Raw genomic sequence first — 18,289 nt, forward strand, 5'->3', positions numbered from 1 at the left:
CAAAGAAGGTAGGACACCGTGAACCCGGTAATCAAAAAATTCCAGTTCGGTCAGTCGACCGTTACCCTCGAGACTGGCCGTATCGCCCGTCAGGCCTCCGGCGCAGTATTGGTCACCGTTGACGACGACGTCAGCGTATTGGTGACCGTAGTCGGTGCCAAGCAAGCCGATCCAGGCAAGGGCTTCTTCCCTCTGTCTGTTCACTACCAGGAAAAGACTTACGCTGCCGGTAAGATCCCTGGCGGTTTCTTCAAGCGCGAAGGCCGTCCTTCCGAGCAAGAAACCCTGACTTCCCGACTGATCGACCGTCCGATCCGTCCGCTGTTCCCGGAAGGCTTCATGAACGAAGTGCAGGTTGTCTGCACCGTCGTTTCCACCAGCAAGAAGACCGATCCGGACATCGCTGCGATGATCGGTACCTCGGCTGCGCTGGCCATCTCCGGCATTCCTTTCGATGGCCCGATCGGCGCTGCCCGTGTTGCGTTCCACGAAAGCACCGGCTACCTGCTGAACCCGACTTACGAGCAACTGGCTGCATCGAGCCTGGACATGGTCGTCGCCGGTACTTCGGAAGCCGTTCTGATGGTTGAATCGGAAGCCAAAGAGCTGACCGAAGACCAGATGCTGGGCGCCGTACTGTTCGCCCACGACGAGTTCCAGGCCGTGATCCAGGCCGTCAAGGAGCTGGCTGCCGAAGCTGCCAAGCCAACCTGGACCTGGGCTCCACAGGCCGAAGCCACCGAACTGCTGGGCGCCATCCGTGCCGAGTTCGGCGAAGCGATCTCCCAGGCTTACACCATCACCGTCAAGGCCGACCGTTACGCGCGTCTGGGCGAGCTGAAGGATCAAGTGGTTGCCAAGCTGTCCGGTGAAGAAGGCCAGCCTTCCGCTGCCGACGTCAAAGCGGCTTTCGGCGAAATCGAATACCGCACCGTTCGCGAAAACATCGTAAACGGCAAGCCACGTATCGACGGTCGCGACACTCGCACCGTGCGTCCGCTGAACATCGAAGTCGGCGTTCTGCCAAAAACCCACGGTTCGGCCCTGTTCACCCGTGGCGAAACCCAGGCTCTGGTAGTCGCGACGCTGGGCACCGCCCGTGACGCACAGCTGCTGGACACCCTGGAAGGCGAGAAAAAAGACCCGTTCATGCTGCACTACAACTTCCCTCCGTTCTCGGTGGGCGAGTGTGGTCGCATGGGTGGCGCTGGTCGTCGCGAAATCGGTCACGGTCGTCTGGCCCGTCGTTCGGTTCAGGCCATGCTGCCTGCCGCTGACGTGTTCCCGTACACCATCCGTGTCGTGTCGGAAATCACCGAATCCAACGGATCGAGCTCGATGGCTTCCGTTTGCGGTGCTTCCCTGGCCCTGATGGACGCCGGTGTGCCGATGAAGGCGCCGGTTGCCGGTATCGCCATGGGTCTGGTTAAAGAAGGCGAGAAGTTCGCCGTCCTGACCGACATCCTGGGTGACGAAGACCACCTGGGCGACATGGACTTCAAGGTAGCCGGTACCGCCAAAGGCGTCACCGCGCTGCAGATGGACATCAAGATCAAGGGCATCACCGAAGAGATCATGGAAATCGCTCTGGGCCAAGCCCTGGAAGCGCGCCTGAACATCCTCGGCCAGATGAACCAGATCATTGGCCAGTCGCGTACCGAGCTGTCGGCCAACGCTCCGACCATGATCGCGATGAAAATCGACACCGACAAAATCCGTGATGTCATCGGTAAAGGCGGCGCGACCATTCGTGCGATCTGCGAAGAGACCAAGGCTTCGATCGACATCGAAGACGACGGTTCGATCAAGATCTTCGGCGAAACCAAGGAAGCGGCTGAAGCAGCACGTCAACGTGTTCTGGGCATCACCGCTGAAGCCGAAATCGGCAAGATCTACGTCGGCAAGGTTGAGCGCATCGTCGACTTCGGCGCATTCGTCAACATCCTGCCGGGCAAGGACGGTCTGGTTCACATCTCCATGCTGAGCGATGCTCGCGTTGAGAAAGTGACCGACATCCTGAAAGAAGGCCAGGAAGTGGAAGTGCTGGTACTGGACGTGGACAACCGCGGCCGTATCAAACTGTCCATCAAAGACGTGGCAGCGGCCAAGGCTTCGGGCGTTTAATCACGTCCCACGCCTGACCGCTTCAGCGTTGTAAAAATGCCCCGCCGTGAAAACGGTGGGGCATTTTTTTGTCTGTCGATCACAGAGATGATTGGCAACGTTGCCGGAGCCGAAACTCAGTGCTAGGTTTAGCCCACAGCCCGTGTAGCTCAGCCGGTAGAGCAGCGCACTCGTAACGCGAAGGTCGCAGGTTCGATTCCTGTCTCGGGCACCAGATCCCCTTGGTTATTTCACCTTTCTGCTCAAGTCCTCGACGGTACGCTTGAGGTAATCGAGTTCGCGGTCCTGATCGCTGACTTCCCGCTTCAGGCTGGAAATCTCACTGCTGTTTGAACTGGAACTGGAGCCGCTGTTGCGTTTGAGTTCTTCAACCTGCTTGCCGAGGTTGTTGATGTCGCGTTCCTGTTCGGCCACCGTGCGCCTGAGTTCGTCGATTTCCTTGCTGCTGGAGCTTGAGCTGGAACCGCTGCTGCGCTTGAGCTCTTCGATCTGCCGGGTCTGATTGTTGATCGTCTCCTGCATTCCTTTCAGATCGTCGACGCTGTATTCGCTTCTGATGAGTACCTCTTTGCCGTATTCATTGTGAATGACCGTGAACTTGTCGCCAGAGGAGGTGTAGCCGCTACTCAATTCAACACTGGCCAGTGCGGTTCCGGGCAGCGCCAGCGCCCCCAGCAAGGCTGTCATCACCGTTGCGGACAGAACAGACGAAAACTTCGAAAAGCTGCGCATCACTGAGGTTCCTTGTGAAGTGCTGATATGGCACATCGCTATGACTGGGGATTTGAATTTATGTTCCCGCCGCCATCAGCACATCGTGTGAACAACTTTTTGCAGGGAGATGTAAAGAGTCGTGTAAATCGTCCGACAAACGTCCTATATTCGGAGCCTGCATGAGCTTCGCCCAGCAGTTTTCAGATGATCCCGAATGGTTCTGAAGGCCAGACAGACCTGACTACAAGCGGTTCTTCTGCGTCAGAGAGATCCTTGATGATCCAGATCCATCTTCCATTCCCCAGATCAGCGAGAACAACATGACCGTTAAAGAGATGACCCAGGAAGCCCGACACGAAGAAGCGCTGAAGAAGTACGTGCTGGATGCTCCCGAACTGATGGACGAGATCAAGGACTTGAGTCCCGATGATCAGAAAGACCAGATCCAGTGGGCGTTCGAGGATGAGGCGGAAGCCCAGGGCTTGCAGCCGTGGGAGTTGACGCTCAAGTACACCTGCACCCCGGAAGAGTACGAGGCTGAGCGCCTGAAGCTGCATAAAGAAGCGGCCGAAGTGCTGGGCGTCGAGTGGGAAGAGTACTGCGAGATGAACAATCTGGTGGTTTGACGCTCATGTAGGAGCGAGCTTGCTCGCGATGGACTAAAGAACGCCGCGTGCATCCAGGAAACACGCGTCATCGTTAACGACCATCGCGAGCAAGCTCGCTCCTACAGTTTGGCAACTCACATACGTGTGATCAGAGACTCAGGCGCATCGACAGATCGACCGCCTTCACATCCTTGGTCATTGCACCGATCGAAATGTAATCGACTCCGGTCTGTGCAATCGGCAGCAACGTACTTTCGTTGATCCCGCCGCTGGCCTCCAGTTTGGCCTTGCCGGCATTCAGGCGCACGGCTTCGCGCATGTCGTCCAGGCTCAGTTCGTCGAGCATGATGATGTCGGCACCGGCTGCCAGCGCTTCTTTCAGTTCATCCAGGCTTTCCACCTCAATCTCGACCGGTTTGCCCGGGGCGATCTTGTGTGCGGCGGCAATCGCCTGTGCGATGCCGCCGCTGGCGGCGATGTGGTTTTCCTTGATCAGGAAGGCGTCATACAGGCCGATGCGGTGGTTGTGGCAGCCGCCGCAGGTCACTGCGTACTTTTGCGCCAGGCGCAGCCCTGGCAGCGTTTTGCGGGTATCGAGCAGTTTGACCTGAGTCTCGGCCACGAAATCTGCCAGGTATTGCGCGCGGGTCGCCACGCCGGAGAGCAATTGCAGGAAGTTCAGGGCGCTGCGTTCGCCGGTCAGCAGTGAGCGCGCAGGGCCTTCGAGGTGGAACAGCGCCTGATTGGGTGTCACTCGTTCACCGTCGGCAACTTGCCAGTGCACCGCCACCCGTGGGTCCAGTTGCCGAAACACGGCATCTACCCAGGCGGTGCCGCTGATGACGGCTGCGTCGCGGGTGATGATGGTGGCTTTGGCCAGGCGTTCGGCCGGGATCAACTGCGCGGTGATGTCGCCGCTGCCGATGTCTTCACGCAACGCACGGCGCACGTTGGCTTCGATTTCGGCGGTCAGATCGGCGAGACGTAGATTCGGCATAACGGACTCCACAAACAAAGTGGCTCGATTATAGGGCCATGTCAGCGACCAACCCGAGGCATCAGCGCGTTACGTTGGCGCTGGTGCTTGCATTTGGTCGATTCCCTGACGTTGTCGGCGTTGGCCGTCGATTCCGAACAAATGCCTGTGCGCCTTAAACGCGGCAAGTGATCGCGCCCCGATGGATTATCGCGGCATACTGTGCCAACACAGTCGACGTTGAAGGAGTCGGTATGCAGTTGGACCCCGCGAGCGGTTGGTGTCAGGGTGTGCGTTTATGCCCTTCGCCCAACTTCAATGCGCGCCCCGAGGGCGAGATTTCCCTGCTGGTGATCCACAATATCAGTCTGCCGCCCGCGCAATTTCTGACTGGCAAGGTGCAGGCGTTTTTCCAGAATCGTCTGGATGTCACGGAACATCCCTACTTTGCAGGGATCGCCGATCTGCGGGTGTCTGCGCACTTTCTGATTGAGCGTGACGGCACCGTCACTCAGTTTGTCTCCTGTCTTGAGCGCGCCTGGCACGCCGGCGTCTCGTGTTTCGAGGGGCGGGAAACCTGTAACGATTTTTCCGTGGGCATCGAACTGGAAGGCACGGATGATCTACCGTTCACCGATGCGCAGTACCGCGCGTTGACGGCCCTGACCCGCCAGTTGCAGCAGGCGTTCAAGGCGATCACCACAGAGCGTATCTGCGGGCATAGCGACATTGCCCCCGGGCGCAAAACCGATCCGGGGCCGGCGTTCGACTGGGCACGCTATCGGGCCGCTCTGGCACAAGAGGAAGGGCAATGAGTTTTCTGGTGTTGCTGTTGGCGGTGTGGATCGAGAAGTTTTCGGCCCTGCGCCATCGCGTTCAGCGCGACAGTGGATGGATACACGAGCTGAACAGGCTTGAGGCCAGCCCACGACTTTCGGACCAGCCATGGCTGGTGTTGTCGGTACTGGTCTTGTTGCCGGTGGCGTTGCTGGGTTTGCTGCTGGTCGTCATCGAGCCGGTGGCCTACGGGTTGCTGGCGTTGCCGATCCATTTGCTGGTCGTGATCTACAGCCTGGGGCGCGGTGATCTGCTCGGTGATCTCGGGCCGTTCCGCGATGCCTGGCGTCGGGAGGACCTGCAAGCCGCGGCCCATGTCGCCAAGCGCGATCTGGATATCTGTGCAGACAGTGGTGAGCAACTGCTGGAACAGGTCGAAGGGCATTTACTGTGGGAGGCCTACCACAGCTTTTTCGCGGTGATTTTCTGGTACTTCCTGCTGGGACCGGTCGCGGCGCTGAGCTATCGGCTGCTGGCGCTGGCCGAAGAGCACGGGAAAACCCCGGCGGTGGTCGAACGCGCCGGGCAACTGCGTCATGCCTTCGACTGGGTGCCGGTGCGTCTGCTGGCGGCGAGCCTGGCGTTGGTCGGCAATTTTGTCGCAGTCAGTCGGGTCATGTTGCATGAGCTGCTGAACTGGAACATCAGCGCCGCGCAATTGATCGAGAAAGTCGGGCTGGTGGCCGGTGAAATTCCGGCGCCGGTGGCCGGCGCAGAAGGTATCAACAACCTGGACCGCATCTGGGAGCTGCTGCTGCGTGCCGCGGTGCTCTGGTATGCCGGGTTTGCGCTGTGGACGGTCCTGTCTTAGGGCTGTAGTCAGATCAAGCTCCCTCGAAACAGGGTGATCACTTGTCCGAAGTGCATCGCCCTGTCGTTAACCTTAAGTTACAAAACCTCCTGCCGATTTAAGTTATACAGAGATAGCGCCGAATAGTGGCTATCTGCTCTCGGTCTGCGCCTGCCAATAAAAAAAATAAAAAATTGAAGGGAGACATCCAGTGAAGAGCTTGCTCTATCCCGCTGTCGCACTGATGAACCGCCTGAGCTTCGGCATGAAGTTCAGCCTGATCAGCGTTCTGTTCCTGGTGCCGATGCTGGTGACCAACTTCTACCTGGTGCGTGACTCCTACCGCGAATTCCAGGGCACGCGTATCGAACTGCAAAGTCTCGACCTGTTGGGCAGCAGCCTGACGTTACGGCGCGATCTGGAAACCCTGAACAACCTGGTGCAGATCAATGTCAGCCTCGGCCAATCCGGCAAGGCCGGCAATGTCGAATCGAAAATCAGCGCCCTTGAGCAGAGTATTCTGACTCGTTTGCAAGGGCTGACGGCGATGACCAGCGATCCGGAGCAGGTCGCGGTGTTTGATGGCAAGCGCGATGAAATGGTCGCCGCGTTCAAGGCCCAGCAATCGGAAACTTCCCTGCAAAGCAAAAGCGCCTTGATCGGCAAGCTGGTGGGTAGTGCGCAGATTTTCAGCCAGCTCATCACCAGCCAGGCCGGCCTCAGTCGTGACAACCAGAGCGACATGCGCCAGTTGAGCGAGCTCGTCACCCTCGTCACGCCGCGTGTCACCCAGATCCTGGGCGAGGGTCGGGCAATGGGGTCTTACTCGTTGGGGCAGGGGTTCATCAACTCGGCTTCGAGTACCCGTTTCGATGAATTGCTGGCGCAGATTGAAAAGCTCCAGGCCGAATATGGCCTGAAGTTGCAGGATGCCCTGGGTTCCAGCAAAGCCGCGCGCGATACCCTGGCCGCTCAGGCCGATAGCAGCCGGGCATCCTTGAAGAAGGCCAGCGAGCTGTTCGAAGAACAAGTGGTCATGGCCGACACCCTCGATGCGCCGTGGCAGGGTTTTTACGATCAAGTCAGCGCCCTGATGGATCAGACTTACCAACTCAACGAAGCAACCCTGAAGTATCTGGGCCCGCAGTTGCAGCAACGCCTGGAACAGAACCGCACGCACATGGTCTTGCAGGCGGTGGCGCTGTCAGTCGTGTTCGTGCTGATCTTCTATCTCTACGGCGCTTTCTATGCCTCGACCCGCACCACGCTCAAGCGCCTGGGCGCGGTGATGGACAAGGTGGCGGCGGGGGATATGACGGTGACCTTCAGCGCCCACAGCCGCGATGAGCTGGGGGAACTGGGCGAGGTGTTCAACGGCACGGTGAAAAAAATCCATGACTTGATCGAGCGGGTGGGGCAGACCGTCAGCGAAGTCGAGCGTCAGGCCGGGCAAGTGGAAAACATTTCCGCGCAAAGCAACCAGGCCGTCGCCGGTCAGCGCACGCAGATCGAACAGGTGGCCACGGCCATGAACCAGATGTCGGCCACGTCCCAGGAAGTGGCACGCAGTGCCGCGGCGGCGGTGAGCAGTGCCCACAGTGTCAACGATGAGACCATCAGTGGTCGCGGTCTGGTGGAGTCGCAGCAAGGCAGCATTGCCGCGCTGGCCAGCGAGATCGATCAATCGGTGCTGGTGATCAATCAACTGGCCAGCGACAGCCAGTCCATCAGCCGCGTGCTCGAAGTGATCAAGAGCATCGCCGAACAGACCAACCTTCTGGCGCTCAATGCCGCCATCGAGGCAGCACGGGCCGGTGAGCAGGGGCGTGGTTTCGCCGTGGTGGCCGATGAAGTCCGGACCCTGGCCAAACGAACCCAGCAATCGACCGAAGAAATCGAGCAGATGATCGCCAAGCTCCATGGCGGTGTCGGCGCGGCGGTCAAGGCCATGGGCACCAGCCATGAAATGGCCAACGGCACGGTGGGGCAATCGGAGAAGGTCCAGCGAGCGTTGGAAAACATTCTGGGAGCGGTCGGCATGATCGTCGACCAGAACCAGCAGATTGCCGCCGCGGTGGAGCAGCAAACTGCCGTGGCCCACGACATCGACCAGAACATCGTCGAGATCAATCGCGCCGGCGAGCGCACCGCTGAAGGTGCGCATCAGACCGAAGATGCCAGCCGGGCGTTGTCGGCTCAGGTCGTGGAGTTGAAACAGTTGATCAGTGCATTCCGGGTCTGAAAGACTGCCCGGAAACCCTGTAGGACCAAGCCCGCTCCCACAGGTTTTGTGTACTGTCAGTATGTTTTGTAATACTTTTTCCCTTGTCGAGTGGGTGTCCTCCTGATTCTCTCCGTGCGCTAGCTTCTGGATCTCAATCAAGGAAGATTTACGGGGCTTACTGCAAGGAGGAAAACCGGTTATGTCTGTTGCGACAACAGGAGTCCAGGGGCGCTGTGCGCATTGTCAGCGCACGTTGCGGCTTCAGCCCTGGCAACTCAATGCCATTGCGATCAATGAAGCGTTTGCCTGTGCCCACTGCCAGAAACACCTTCAGTTACGTTGCCCTGACCAGATCAGGCGCTTCAAGTCGCTCGACTCGTTTTCGCTGTTGCGCGCCAGCCTGCGGGTGATGATCTGCACCGCCTTGCTGGTGGCGTTGGTGATGGAGTGGCTGGGGATGCTCAGCGTCATCGAACAGCTGAATGCGTCGCTGATTGCGATATTCGTGTATTTCGCGGCGGTCCGTTACTTCCGCCGACGCCAGCACCTGACGCTGATCCTGGAAGCCGCCAGGGCTCACGCCGACTGATTACCAGCCGAACACTTCGCAGCTGTTGGCGGTGCTGGCAGCCGCCAGTTGTTCCGGGCTGATTGCCATCCATTGCGCCAGTACCGCACAGATCGCCGGCAAGTGTGCCGGGCTGTTGCGCTGGCCGGGGAACATGGCGGGCGCCATGTCCGGCGAGTCGGTTTCAAGCACCACCGAATCCAGTGGTAACTGCGCCAGCACACGGTGCATGCGCAGCGCCTGGGGCCAGGTCGGGGCGCCGCCAAGGCCGAGCTTGAAACCGAGCTTGATGTATTCGCGGGCCTCTTCCTGACTGCCGGCGAAGGCGTGGATGATGCCGGCCCGTTTCAGGCGAAACCGTTTGAGCGTGGCAATCACCGCCGCATGGCTACGCCGCACGTGGATCAATGCCGGTAGATCGAAATCCGCCGCCAATTGCAATTGCGCCTCGAACAACGCCTGCTGGCGGTCGCGGTCCAGGGTTTCGATGAAGTAGTCCAGGCCGATCTCGCCCACCGCACACAGTTGCCGATGGCCGGCCAGGCGTGTCAGCCAGTCACCGAGGTCGCTCAGGTGTTGCGGTCGATGATCGTCCAGGTACACCGGATGTAAACCGAACGCGGCGTGCAGGTCGGGGTCACTCTGTACCAGCTCCCAGACCCGCTGCCAATTGGCCTGATAAACCCCCAGCACCACAATCCGCCGCACCCCGAGGGCGCGGCTGTCGGCCAGCAGCGCCTGGCGGTCGGCGTCGAAGTCCGGAAAATCCAGATGGGTGTGGGTGTCGATCAGCTCCACGGTTCAATCCTGGTGTATACGCTGCTTGAACGTCCGCGCGATGGCTTGCACGCCGGGCCGGTAATCCGACTGCTCGATGGCCGCCAGGGCCAGCGCGAGGGCCTTGTCGGCGATCAGCTGATGTTGCTGGGCCATGGCGTTGACCGGTAGCGGCAGGAAGTCCAGCAACTGGGTGTCGCCGAACGTGCCGAGGCGCAGCGGACGGTTTTTCAGCGGGAAGTCGTGCAGCGCATCGAACACGCCCTGAAGCAGTACGTAGGATGTGGTCACCAGGGCATCGGGCAAATGACCAAGACGCTGCAGCAACTCTTCCATCAATTGTTTACCGCACTCGCGGCTGAAGGACTCACCTTCTTCGATCAGCACCTCGCCATTGAACCCGGCGAGAGCCTCTTTGAAGCCTGCGGTACGTTCCCGGCTGATGCTCAGCTCCGGGCGGGCGCCGATCAGCGCGATCTGCCTGGGCAATGGCTCCAGCAGGCTGCGGGTCAGTTGCAGGCTGGCCTCGCGGTCGTCGCTGATCACCGAACAGAAGTGCTCAGGCTCCATGACCCGGTCGATGGCGATGATCGGGATGCCCTTGGCCTGCAATTGGCGATAGCTGTCGTCACCGGCCGGCAGGCAGCTGGCAACGATCAGCGCGTCGCAGCGCCGGGCGCGGAACAGTTGCAGCAATTGCCGTTCGCTGTCCGGTGCATCGTCGGAACTGGCGATCAGCAACTGATAACCCCGGGCTCGCGCACCTTGCTCCAGCAATTTGGCGATTCGCGCGTAACTGGGGTTTTCCAGATCCGGCAGAATGAACCCCAATGTGCGCGTGTGTCGGCTGCGCAAACCGGCGGCCTGTGGGTTAGGCGTGAAGCCATGTTGTTCAACGACCGCGCGCACGCGTTCAACGGTGGCGCTGCTGATGCGCTGTTGTTCGGCCTTGCCATTGATGACATAGCTGGCGGTGGTGACGGACACACCGGCCAACTGGGCAATATCACTGAGTTTCAACCCGCTGTTTCCTTGTTTTTTCGAGATTGCCTCGACATTTTCGTCAATCCTAACCGATTAAGGCAGGTGACCATTGTCGCAACGCATCCGACAAGTTGAGCTTCAAGAATGGGACATTATCGAGTAACGTGCCATTCAATCTAGATTAAACGTTTCAGCAAGCGTATTTTCTACGTTATAGGCGCCTTTGGCCGGTTCTGCCGTGAAACCGCCAAAAGTGACGACCAGGCGCCTAAGCTGGCTCAATCAAAACAATACCTGGCGCCCCAAGGCGCCAAAAAGGAGAAAGCATGCTCGAGCTCACTGTAGAGCAGATTTCCATGGGCCAGTCGGCCGTGGACAAGTCCGCAGCGCTGCAATTGCTGGCCGGGCATCTGGTTGCCGACGGCCTGGTTGCCGAGGGTTATCTCGCCGGTTTGCAGGCGCGGGAGGCCCAGGGCTCGACCTTTCTCGGTCAAGGTATTGCCATTCCCCACGGTACGCCCGAAACCCGCGATCTGGTGTTCACCACCGGTGTGCGCCTGATGCAGTTCCCTGACGGGGTGGACTGGGGCGACGGTCATATCGTTTACCTGGTGATCGGTATCGCCGCCAAATCCGATGAGCATCTGCGCCTGTTGCAATTGCTGACCCGCGCCCTCGGCGAGACTGATCTGGGCCAGGCCTTGCGCCGCGCCGGTTCGGCCGAAGCACTGTTGAAGTTGCTGCAAGGCGCGCCGCAGGAGTTGGCGTTGGATGCGCAGATGATTGGCCTCGGTGTAGCGGCCGAAGATTTCGAAGAGCTGGTCTGGCGCGGCGCACGTTTGTTGCGCCAGGCCGACTGCGTGAGCAACGGTTTCTCCGCCGTGCTGCAACAGGTTGAAGCGCTGCCGTTGGGTGATGGCCTGTGGTGGCTTCACAGTGAGCAAACGGTGAAGCGCCCCGGCCTGGCCTTCGTTACCCCGGACAAACCGCTGCGCTATCTCGGCCAGCCGCTCAATGGCCTGTTTTGCCTGGCCAGCCTCGGTGAGGCCCATCAAGCCCTGCTCGAACGCCTGTGCGCGTTGCTGATCGAAGGGCGTGGCCATGAATTGGGGCGCGCCACCAGCAGTCGCAAAGTCCTCGAAGTGCTCGGTGGTGAAGTGCCCGCCGACTGGCCCAGTGCGCGAATTGCGTTGGCCAACGCCCACGGTTTGCATGCGCGGCCGGCGAAAATCCTCGCGCAACTGGCAAAGAGTTTTGAAGGTGACATCCGCGTGCGGATCGTCGATGGCCACGATAGCGCGGTGTCGGTAAAGAGTTTGAGCAAATTGCTCAGCCTCGGCGCCCGTCGGGGGCAGGTCCTGGAATTCATCGCCGAGCCAGGCATTGCCGCCGATGCGTTGCCGGCCTTGTTGGCCGCCATCGAAGAAGGCCTCGGTGAGGAGGTCGAACCGCTGCCACCGGTAAGCCAGGCGCGCGAAGTCGTTGCCGATATGGCCGAAGTGGTCCTCGCTCCGGTATCAGGCAGCGTTGTTCAGGCGATTGCCGCCGCGCCGGGGATCGCCATCGGGCCGGCCCATATTCATGTGCTGCAAACCATCGACTACCCGTTGCGCGGTGAGTCCGCCGCCATCGAGCGTGAACGTCTGCAGCACGCCCTGGCGCAGGTACGCCGTGACATCCAGGGCTTGATCGAACGCAGCAAAAGCAAAGCCATTCGCGAAATCTTCATCACCCACCAAGAGATGCTCGACGACCCGGAGCTGACCGATGAGGTCGATACGCGCCTCAAGCAGGGTGAAAGCGCCGAGGCGGCGTGGATGGCTGTGATTGAAGCGGCGGCCCGCCAGCAGGAAGCCTTGCAGGACGCCTTGCTCGCCGAGCGCGCAGCCGACTTGCGCGACATCGGGCGTCGGGTGTTGATGCAGCTCAGCGGCATCGAAACCCCGAGCGAACCGGATCAACCGTACATTCTGGTGATGGACGAAGTCGGACCGTCTGATGTCGCGCGTCTCGATCCGGCTCGCGTGGCGGGAATTCTCACCGCCCGGGGCGGCGCTACGGCGCACAGTGCGATTGTTGCCCGGGCGCTGGGCATCCCGGCCCTGGTTGGCGCCGGCCCTGGCGTGTTGCTGTTGGCACCAGGTACGCCGTTGCTGCTCGATGGCCAGCGTGGTCGTCTGCACGTGGACGCTGACGCAGCGACCTTGCAGCGCGCCACGGCCGAACGCGATACCCGTGAGCAGCGCTTGAAGGCAGCCGCTGAGCAGCGTCACCAACCGGCATTGACCACTGATGGCCACGCCGTCGAAGTGTTCGCCAACCTCGGTGAAAGCGCCGGCGTGGCGGGCGCGGTGGAGCAGGGCGCCGAAGGCGTTGGCCTGTTGCGCACCGAACTGATCTTCATGGCCCACCCGCAAGCACCCGACGAGGCAACCCAGGAAGCCGAGTACCGCCGCGTCCTCGACGGTCTGGCCGGACGGCCGCTGGTGGTGCGCACCCTCGATGTCGGTGGCGACAAACCGCTGCCGTACTGGCCGATCGCCAAGGAAGAAAACCCGTTTCTCGGCGTGCGCGGTATCCGCCTGACCTTGCAGCGCCCGCAGGTCATGGAAGCGCAATTGCGCGCCTTGCTGCGCGCGGCCGACAACCGGCCGCTGCGGATCATGTTCCCGATGGTGGGCAGCGTTGACGAGTGGCGCCAGGCCCGTGACATGACCGAACGCCTGCGCCAGGAAATTCCGGTCGCCGATCTGCAACTGGGGATCATGATCGAAGTGCCGTCGGCGGCATTGCTGGCGCCGGTGCTGGCCAAGGAGGTCGACTTTTTCAGCGTCGGTACCAACGACCTGACGCAATACACCCTGGCCATCGACCGTGGCCATCCGACGCTGTCGGCCCAGGCCGATGGCTTGCATCCGGCGGTGCTGCAACTGATCGACATCACCGTTCGCGCGGCCCATGCTCACGGTAAATGGGTCGGTGTGTGCGGCGAGCTGGCGGCCGACCCGCTGGCGGTGCCGGTACTGGTCGGCCTGGGCGTGGACGAACTCAGCGTCGGGGCGCGCAGCATTGCCGAGGTCAAGGCGCGAATTCGCGAACTGGGCTTCACTCAGACTATAACCCTTGCCCGACAGGCCCTGGCCGTGGGCAGCGCCAATGAAGTGCGCGCACTAGTGGAGGCCCTGTAATGGCCCGGATTCTCACCCTGACCCTCAACCCGGCGCTGGACCTGACCGTCCAGTTGCCGCGCCTTGAAGCCGGCCAGGTCAACCGCAGCGATGTGATGCACACCCACGCCGCCGGCAAAGGCGTCAACGTGGCGCAGGTGCTGGCGGACCTCGGGCATCAGTTGACCGTCAGTGGCTTTCTCGGCGAGGACAACCTGCAAGCGTTTGAAACGCTGTTCGCCAGACGCGGATTTGTCGATGCCTTCATTCGTGTTCCGGGCGAGACCCGCAGCAACATCAAACTGGCGGAAAGCGACGGCCGCATCACCGACATCAACGGGCCGGGGCCGCAGGTCAGCGAAGCGGCGCAGCAGGCCCTGCTGGATCGACTGGAGCGGATCGCGCCGGGGCACGATGCGGTGGTGGTCGCCGGCAGTTTGCCGTTGGGTGTCAGCGCGCAGTGGTTGCAGGCGTTGATTGTGCGCTTGAAGACCCTGGGGCTGAAGGTCGCCCTCGACACCAGCGGCGAGGCGTTGCGTGCGGCGCTCAAAGCGGGGCCATGGCTCATCAAGCCCAACACTGAAGAGCTGGCCGAGGCGCTGGATTGCGAGGTCGTGTCGGTCAGCGCCCAGGCCATAGCGGCAGAGCGTTTGCACGCCCAGGGCATCGAGCACGTAGTGATCTCCCACGGTGCCGAAGGCGTGAACTGGTTCAGCGTCGGCTCGGCATTGCATGCCACGCCACCCAAGGTCAGCGTCGCCAGCACGGTGGGCGCGGGTGATTCGTTGCTGGCGGGGATGCTCCACGGTTTGCTCAGTGCCGATACGCCGGAGCAGACCTTGCGCACCGCCACGGCGATTGCCGCAATGGCAGTGACCCAGATCGGTTTCGGCATTGGCGACGCAGCGCAACTGGCGCAGCTCGAACAGGGTGTACGCGTGCGTCCCCTGACAGAACAATAAGAGGGTTTGTCATGAAGTTAGCCATCGTTACGGCCTGCCCGAACGGCATGGTCACCAGTGTGCTGTGTGCCCGGTTGCTCGATGCCGCGGCCCAGCGTCAGGGCTGGAGCACCAGTGTCGAAATCACCGATGCCGCGCATCCTGAAAAACAACTGTCGGCGGCCACCCTCGATGCGGCCGAGTGGGTGCTGCTGGTGACCAGCGCACCCGTGGACATGTCGCGGTTTGTCGGTAAGCGGCTGTTCCAGAGCACCCCGGCCCAGGCCCTGCAAGACGTGGAAGCCGTGCTGCGGTGTGGTGCGCAGGACGCTCAGGTTTACGTCGCTGAACAAGCCTGCGTCGAACCTGTGGTGGTTGCCCAGGACACGCCGCGACTGGTGGCCGTCACCGCGTGCCCGACGGGCGTAGCCCACACGTTCATGGCCGCCGAGGCCTTGCAGCAAGCGGCCAAACGCCTGGGCTATGAGCTGCAGGTGGAAACCCAGGGATCGGTCGGTGCGCGCAATCCATTGAGCGCGCAAGCGATAGCCGAGGCCGATGTGGTGCTGCTGGCAGCCGATATCGAAGTCGCCACCGAGCGTTTCGCCGGCAAGAAAATCTATCGCTGTGGCACCGGTATTGCCCTCAAGCAAGCGGAAGCGACTTTGAAAAAGGCCTTGGCCGAAGGCCAGCAGGAAAGCGCTGAGAGCAGTGCCAAGGGCCCGGTCAAATCAGAGAAAACAGGCGTCTATAAACACCTGCTGACCGGTGTGTCGTTCATGCTGCCGATGGTGGTGGCCGGCGGCCTGATGATCGCCTTGTCGTTCGTGTTCGGCATCACCGCCTTCAAGGAGGAAGGCACATTGGCGGCGGCGTTAATGCAGATCGGTGGCGACACCGCATTCAAGCTGATGGTGCCGCTGCTGGCAGGCTATATCGCCTATTCCATCGCCGACCGTCCGGGCCTCGCGCCGGGGATGATCGGCGGTCTGCTGGCGAGCACCCTCGGCGCCGGTTTCATCGGCGGGATCATTGCCGGTTTTCTTGCCGGCTATGCGGCCAGGGCGATCAACCATTATGCGCGTTTGCCGCAAAGTCTCGAGGCGCTGAAGCCGATCCTGATCATCCCGCTGCTGGCGAGCCTGTTCACCGGTCTGGTGATGATCTACGTGGTCGGCAAACCGGTGGCCGGGATGCTTGCCGGGCTCACGCATTTTCTCGACAGCATGGGCACCACCAACGCGATTCTGTTGGGGGTGTTGCTGGGCGGCATGATGTGCGTCGACCTCGGCGGGCCGATCAACAAGGCGGCCTATGCGTTCTCGGTCGGGTTGCTGGCGTCGCAGAGTTACGCGCCGATGGCGGCGACCATGGCCGCGGGCATGGTGCCGCCGATTGGCTTGGGTATCGCCACGTTCATTGCGCGGCGTAAGTTTGCGCAGACTGAGCGCGAAGCCGGCAAGGCAGCGCTTGTGCTGGGGCTGTGCTTCATCTCCGAAGGGGCGATTCCGTTTGCCGCGAAAGATCCGTTGCGGGTGATTCCGGCGAGCATCGCCGGCGGTGCGCTGACCGGTGCGCTGTCGATGTATTTCGGCTGCAAATTGATGGCGCCCCACGGAGGGTTGTTTGTGTTGGCGATCCCGAATGCGATCAACCATGCGCTGCTTTATCTGTTGGCGATTGTGGCGGGGAGCCTGTTGACGGCGGTGGCGTATGCGCTGGTGAAACGGCCGGAGGTGGTGGAGTTGACGGTAGAACCCGTCACCGCCTGACACCGATTCCTGTAGGAGCGAGCTCGCTCGCGATGGTCGCGAACGATAACGCGTCAAACCAGATGCCCTGCGGCGCTTGTTGGTTTTTCGCGAGCGGGCTCGCTCCTACAGGGTGGGGATGTCATGCCGGCTTCATCCAGCCATGCTTTAGTTTTCCATTTCAGGGAGAACACCATGAGCGATTTCAACCTCGGGCGCCGTCGTGTCGTGCAAGCGGTTGGCGCCGGATTGCTGTTGCCAGGGCTGGCGCCGGCGGTGATCGCTTCGGTCAAGGACCGGCCGCAACTCACCGACGGCGTGCAGTCCGGCGACCTGCTGGGCGACCGGGCGATCGTCTGGAGCCGCTGTGACCGCCCCGCACGGATGGTGGTGGAGTGGGACACCCGCAGCCTGTTTTCCAACCCTCGGCGATTTGTCTCGCCCCTGGCCGATGCGCGCACCGATTTCACTGCCCGGGTCGAGCTCACCGGGCTGCCGGCCGACCAGGCGATTTTCTATCGAGTGCAGTTTGAAGACGCCCAGAGTAGCGTTGCCAGCGAACCCTGGTTCGGTCACTTGCGCAGCGTGCCGCAGACCCGGCGCGATCTCCGTTTTGTCTGGAGCGGCGACACCGTTGGCCAGGGCTTCGGCATCAACCCGGACATTGGCGGCATGCGCATCTACGAGGCGATGCGTCGACGTTTGCCGGATTTCTTTATCCACAGCGGCGACACCATTTACGCCGACAGCCCGATCCCGGCGCAGCTCACCACGGAAGGTGGCCGGGTGTGGCGCAACATCACCACCGAGGCCAAGAGCAAAGTCGCCGAGACCCTCGATGAGTACCGTGGTAATTACCGCTACAACCTGATGGACGAAAACATTCGTCGCTTCAATGCCGAAGTCCCGCAGATCTGGCAGTGGGACGACCACGAAGTGGTCAACAACTGGTCGCCGGGCAAGCAGCTGGATGCGCGTTACCAGAACAAGGATATCCACAGCCTGGTGAACCGCGCACGCCAGGCCTGGCTTGAATACGCACCGATGCGCTGGCAGGGCGCCGATGGCGGCGGGCGGATCTATCGCAAGCTCGGTTACGGGCCGCTGCTCGATGTGTTCGTGCTGGACATGCGCAGTTATCGCGGGGCCAATGACGACAATCTGGGCGAGGCCAAAGCGTTCCTCGGTCGTGAGCAACTGGACTGGCTCAAGCGCGAAATGCAGGCCTCGAACGCGCAATGGAAAGTGATCGCCGCCGACATGCCCATCGGCCTCGGCGTACCCGACGGCGAAGTCAGCCCCGGCGTCACGCGGTGGGAGGCGATGGCCAACGGTGACCCCGGCCCGGCCCAGGGGCGCGAACTGGAAATCGCCGAATTGCTCGGTTTTCTGCGGGCGCAGCAGGTGCGCAATTTCCTGTTCCTGACCGCGGATGTGCATTACTGCGCGGCCCATCATTACCACCCGGATCGGGCGGCGTTTCAGGATTTCGAACCGTTCTGGGAGTTCGTCGCCGGGCCGTTGAATGCCGGCAGTTTCGGGCCGAATCCACTGGATAAAACCTTTGGTCCTGAGGCAGTGTTCGAGAAGGCACCGCCGGCGCAGAACGTCTCGCCGTTTGCCGGGTTTCAGTTTTTTGGCGAGGTGAATATCGAGGGGCAAACGGGGGAGTTGAGCGTGGTGTTGCGGGATCTGGATGGGGTGTCGGTGTTTGAGAAAAAACTGCAGCCGGTTTGATTCACCACATCCCAATGTGGGCGGCTTGCTCGCGAAAGCGGAGTGTCAGCAAAGATGATTTCGACTGACACGACGCCTTCGCGAGCAAGCC

At 61.2% G+C, this 18,289-nt stretch carries 14 protein-coding genes and 1 tRNA gene; 11 read left to right on the forward strand and 4 right to left on the reverse strand.

What is annotated here, in order from left to right; all coding sequences use genetic code 11:
- Window positions 1–18 precede the first annotated feature (18 nt).
- Both pnp and RS887_RS13585 read left to right on the forward strand, forming a co-directional pair.
- Complete coding sequence (gene pnp / locus RS887_RS13580; RefSeq protein ID WP_322615768.1) at window positions 19–2,124, forward strand: polyribonucleotide nucleotidyltransferase; 2,106 nt, start codon at window positions 19–21, stop codon at window positions 2,122–2,124.
- A 138-nt stretch (window positions 2,125–2,262) separates the two neighbouring features.
- Window positions 2,263–2,338 (forward strand) — tRNA-Thr (locus RS887_RS13585).
- 11 nt (window positions 2,339–2,349) lie between these two features.
- Here the strand turns inward: RS887_RS13585 and RS887_RS13590 are convergent.
- Window positions 2,350–2,856: a hypothetical protein gene (locus tag RS887_RS13590; RefSeq protein WP_322615769.1), complete on the reverse strand. Its 507-nt coding sequence runs from the start codon at window positions 2,854–2,856 to the stop codon at window positions 2,350–2,352.
- 302 nt (window positions 2,857–3,158) lie between these two features.
- On the opposite strand from RS887_RS13590, the gene RS887_RS13595 reads away from it, so the two are divergent.
- Complete coding sequence (locus tag RS887_RS13595; RefSeq protein WP_085718645.1) at window positions 3,159–3,464, forward strand: DUF6388 family protein; 306 nt, start codon at window positions 3,159–3,161, stop codon at window positions 3,462–3,464.
- Between the two features lie 130 nt (window positions 3,465–3,594).
- Here the strand turns inward: RS887_RS13595 and nadC are convergent, their stop codons facing one another.
- Entirely contained in the window at window positions 3,595–4,443 is an 849-nt protein-coding gene (gene nadC / locus RS887_RS13600; RefSeq protein WP_322615770.1) for a carboxylating nicotinate-nucleotide diphosphorylase, read from the reverse strand.
- 233 nt (window positions 4,444–4,676) lie between these two features.
- On the opposite strand from nadC, the gene ampD reads away from it, so the two are divergent.
- The 4 genes from ampD (at window position 4,677) to RS887_RS13620 (ending at window position 8,862) form a co-directional block, all read left to right on the forward strand.
- Window positions 4,677–5,237 (forward strand): 1,6-anhydro-N-acetylmuramyl-L-alanine amidase AmpD, encoded by a 561-nt coding sequence (gene ampD / locus RS887_RS13605; protein WP_322615771.1) that lies wholly within the window; start codon window positions 4,677–4,679, stop codon window positions 5,235–5,237.
- On the forward strand, window positions 5,234–6,070 hold the full coding sequence (gene ampE, locus RS887_RS13610) for a regulatory signaling modulator protein AmpE (protein ID WP_322615772.1): 837 nt from the start codon (window positions 5,234–5,236) through the stop codon (window positions 6,068–6,070). The genes ampD and ampE overlap by 4 nt, the downstream gene beginning before the upstream one ends.
- A 190-nt stretch (window positions 6,071–6,260) precedes the next feature.
- Window positions 6,261–8,291 (forward strand): methyl-accepting chemotaxis protein, encoded by a 2,031-nt coding sequence (locus RS887_RS13615; RefSeq protein WP_322615773.1) that lies wholly within the window; start codon window positions 6,261–6,263, stop codon window positions 8,289–8,291.
- 181 nt (window positions 8,292–8,472) lie between these two features.
- Window positions 8,473–8,862 carry a hypothetical protein gene (locus RS887_RS13620; RefSeq protein ID WP_322615774.1) on the forward strand — a complete coding sequence of 130 codons (390 nt, stop codon included), beginning with the start codon at window positions 8,473–8,475 and terminating at the stop codon, window positions 8,860–8,862.
- Here RS887_RS13620 and RS887_RS13625 read toward each other — a convergent pair whose 3' ends face one another.
- Both RS887_RS13625 and cra read right to left on the reverse strand, forming a co-directional pair.
- On the reverse strand, window positions 8,863–9,639 hold the full coding sequence (locus RS887_RS13625) for a TatD family hydrolase (protein ID WP_322615775.1): 777 nt from the start codon (window positions 9,637–9,639) through the stop codon (window positions 8,863–8,865). It abuts the gene before it with no gap.
- A gap of 3 nt (window positions 9,640–9,642) precedes the next feature.
- Window positions 9,643–10,638: a catabolite repressor/activator gene (cra, locus tag RS887_RS13630; RefSeq protein WP_322615776.1), complete on the reverse strand. Its 996-nt coding sequence runs from the start codon at window positions 10,636–10,638 to the stop codon at window positions 9,643–9,645.
- A gap of 290 nt (window positions 10,639–10,928) precedes the next feature.
- Between cra and ptsP the strand changes: the two genes are divergently transcribed.
- The 4 genes from ptsP (at window position 10,929) to RS887_RS13650 (ending at window position 18,198) form a co-directional block, all read left to right on the forward strand.
- Entirely contained in the window at window positions 10,929–13,790 is a 2,862-nt protein-coding gene (ptsP, locus tag RS887_RS13635) for a phosphoenolpyruvate--protein phosphotransferase (RefSeq protein ID WP_322615777.1), read from the forward strand.
- Window positions 13,790–14,731 carry a 1-phosphofructokinase gene (gene pfkB / locus RS887_RS13640; protein ID WP_322615778.1) on the forward strand — a complete coding sequence of 314 codons (942 nt, stop codon included), beginning with the start codon at window positions 13,790–13,792 and terminating at the stop codon, window positions 14,729–14,731. The genes ptsP and pfkB overlap by 1 nt, the downstream gene beginning before the upstream one ends.
- Window positions 14,732–14,742: 11 nt before the next feature.
- Entirely contained in the window at window positions 14,743–16,482 is a 1,740-nt protein-coding gene (locus RS887_RS13645; protein WP_322615779.1) for a PTS fructose-like transporter subunit IIB, read from the forward strand.
- Between the two features lie 174 nt (window positions 16,483–16,656).
- Window positions 16,657–18,198 carry an alkaline phosphatase D family protein gene (locus tag RS887_RS13650; RefSeq protein WP_322615780.1) on the forward strand — a complete coding sequence of 514 codons (1,542 nt, stop codon included), beginning with the start codon at window positions 16,657–16,659 and terminating at the stop codon, window positions 18,196–18,198.
- Window positions 18,199–18,289: the final 91 nt, after the last annotated feature.

This window comes from Pseudomonas sp. BIC9C (assembly GCF_034541995.1).
Classification (GTDB): domain Bacteria; phylum Pseudomonadota; class Gammaproteobacteria; order Pseudomonadales; family Pseudomonadaceae; genus Aquipseudomonas; species Aquipseudomonas fluorescens_CC.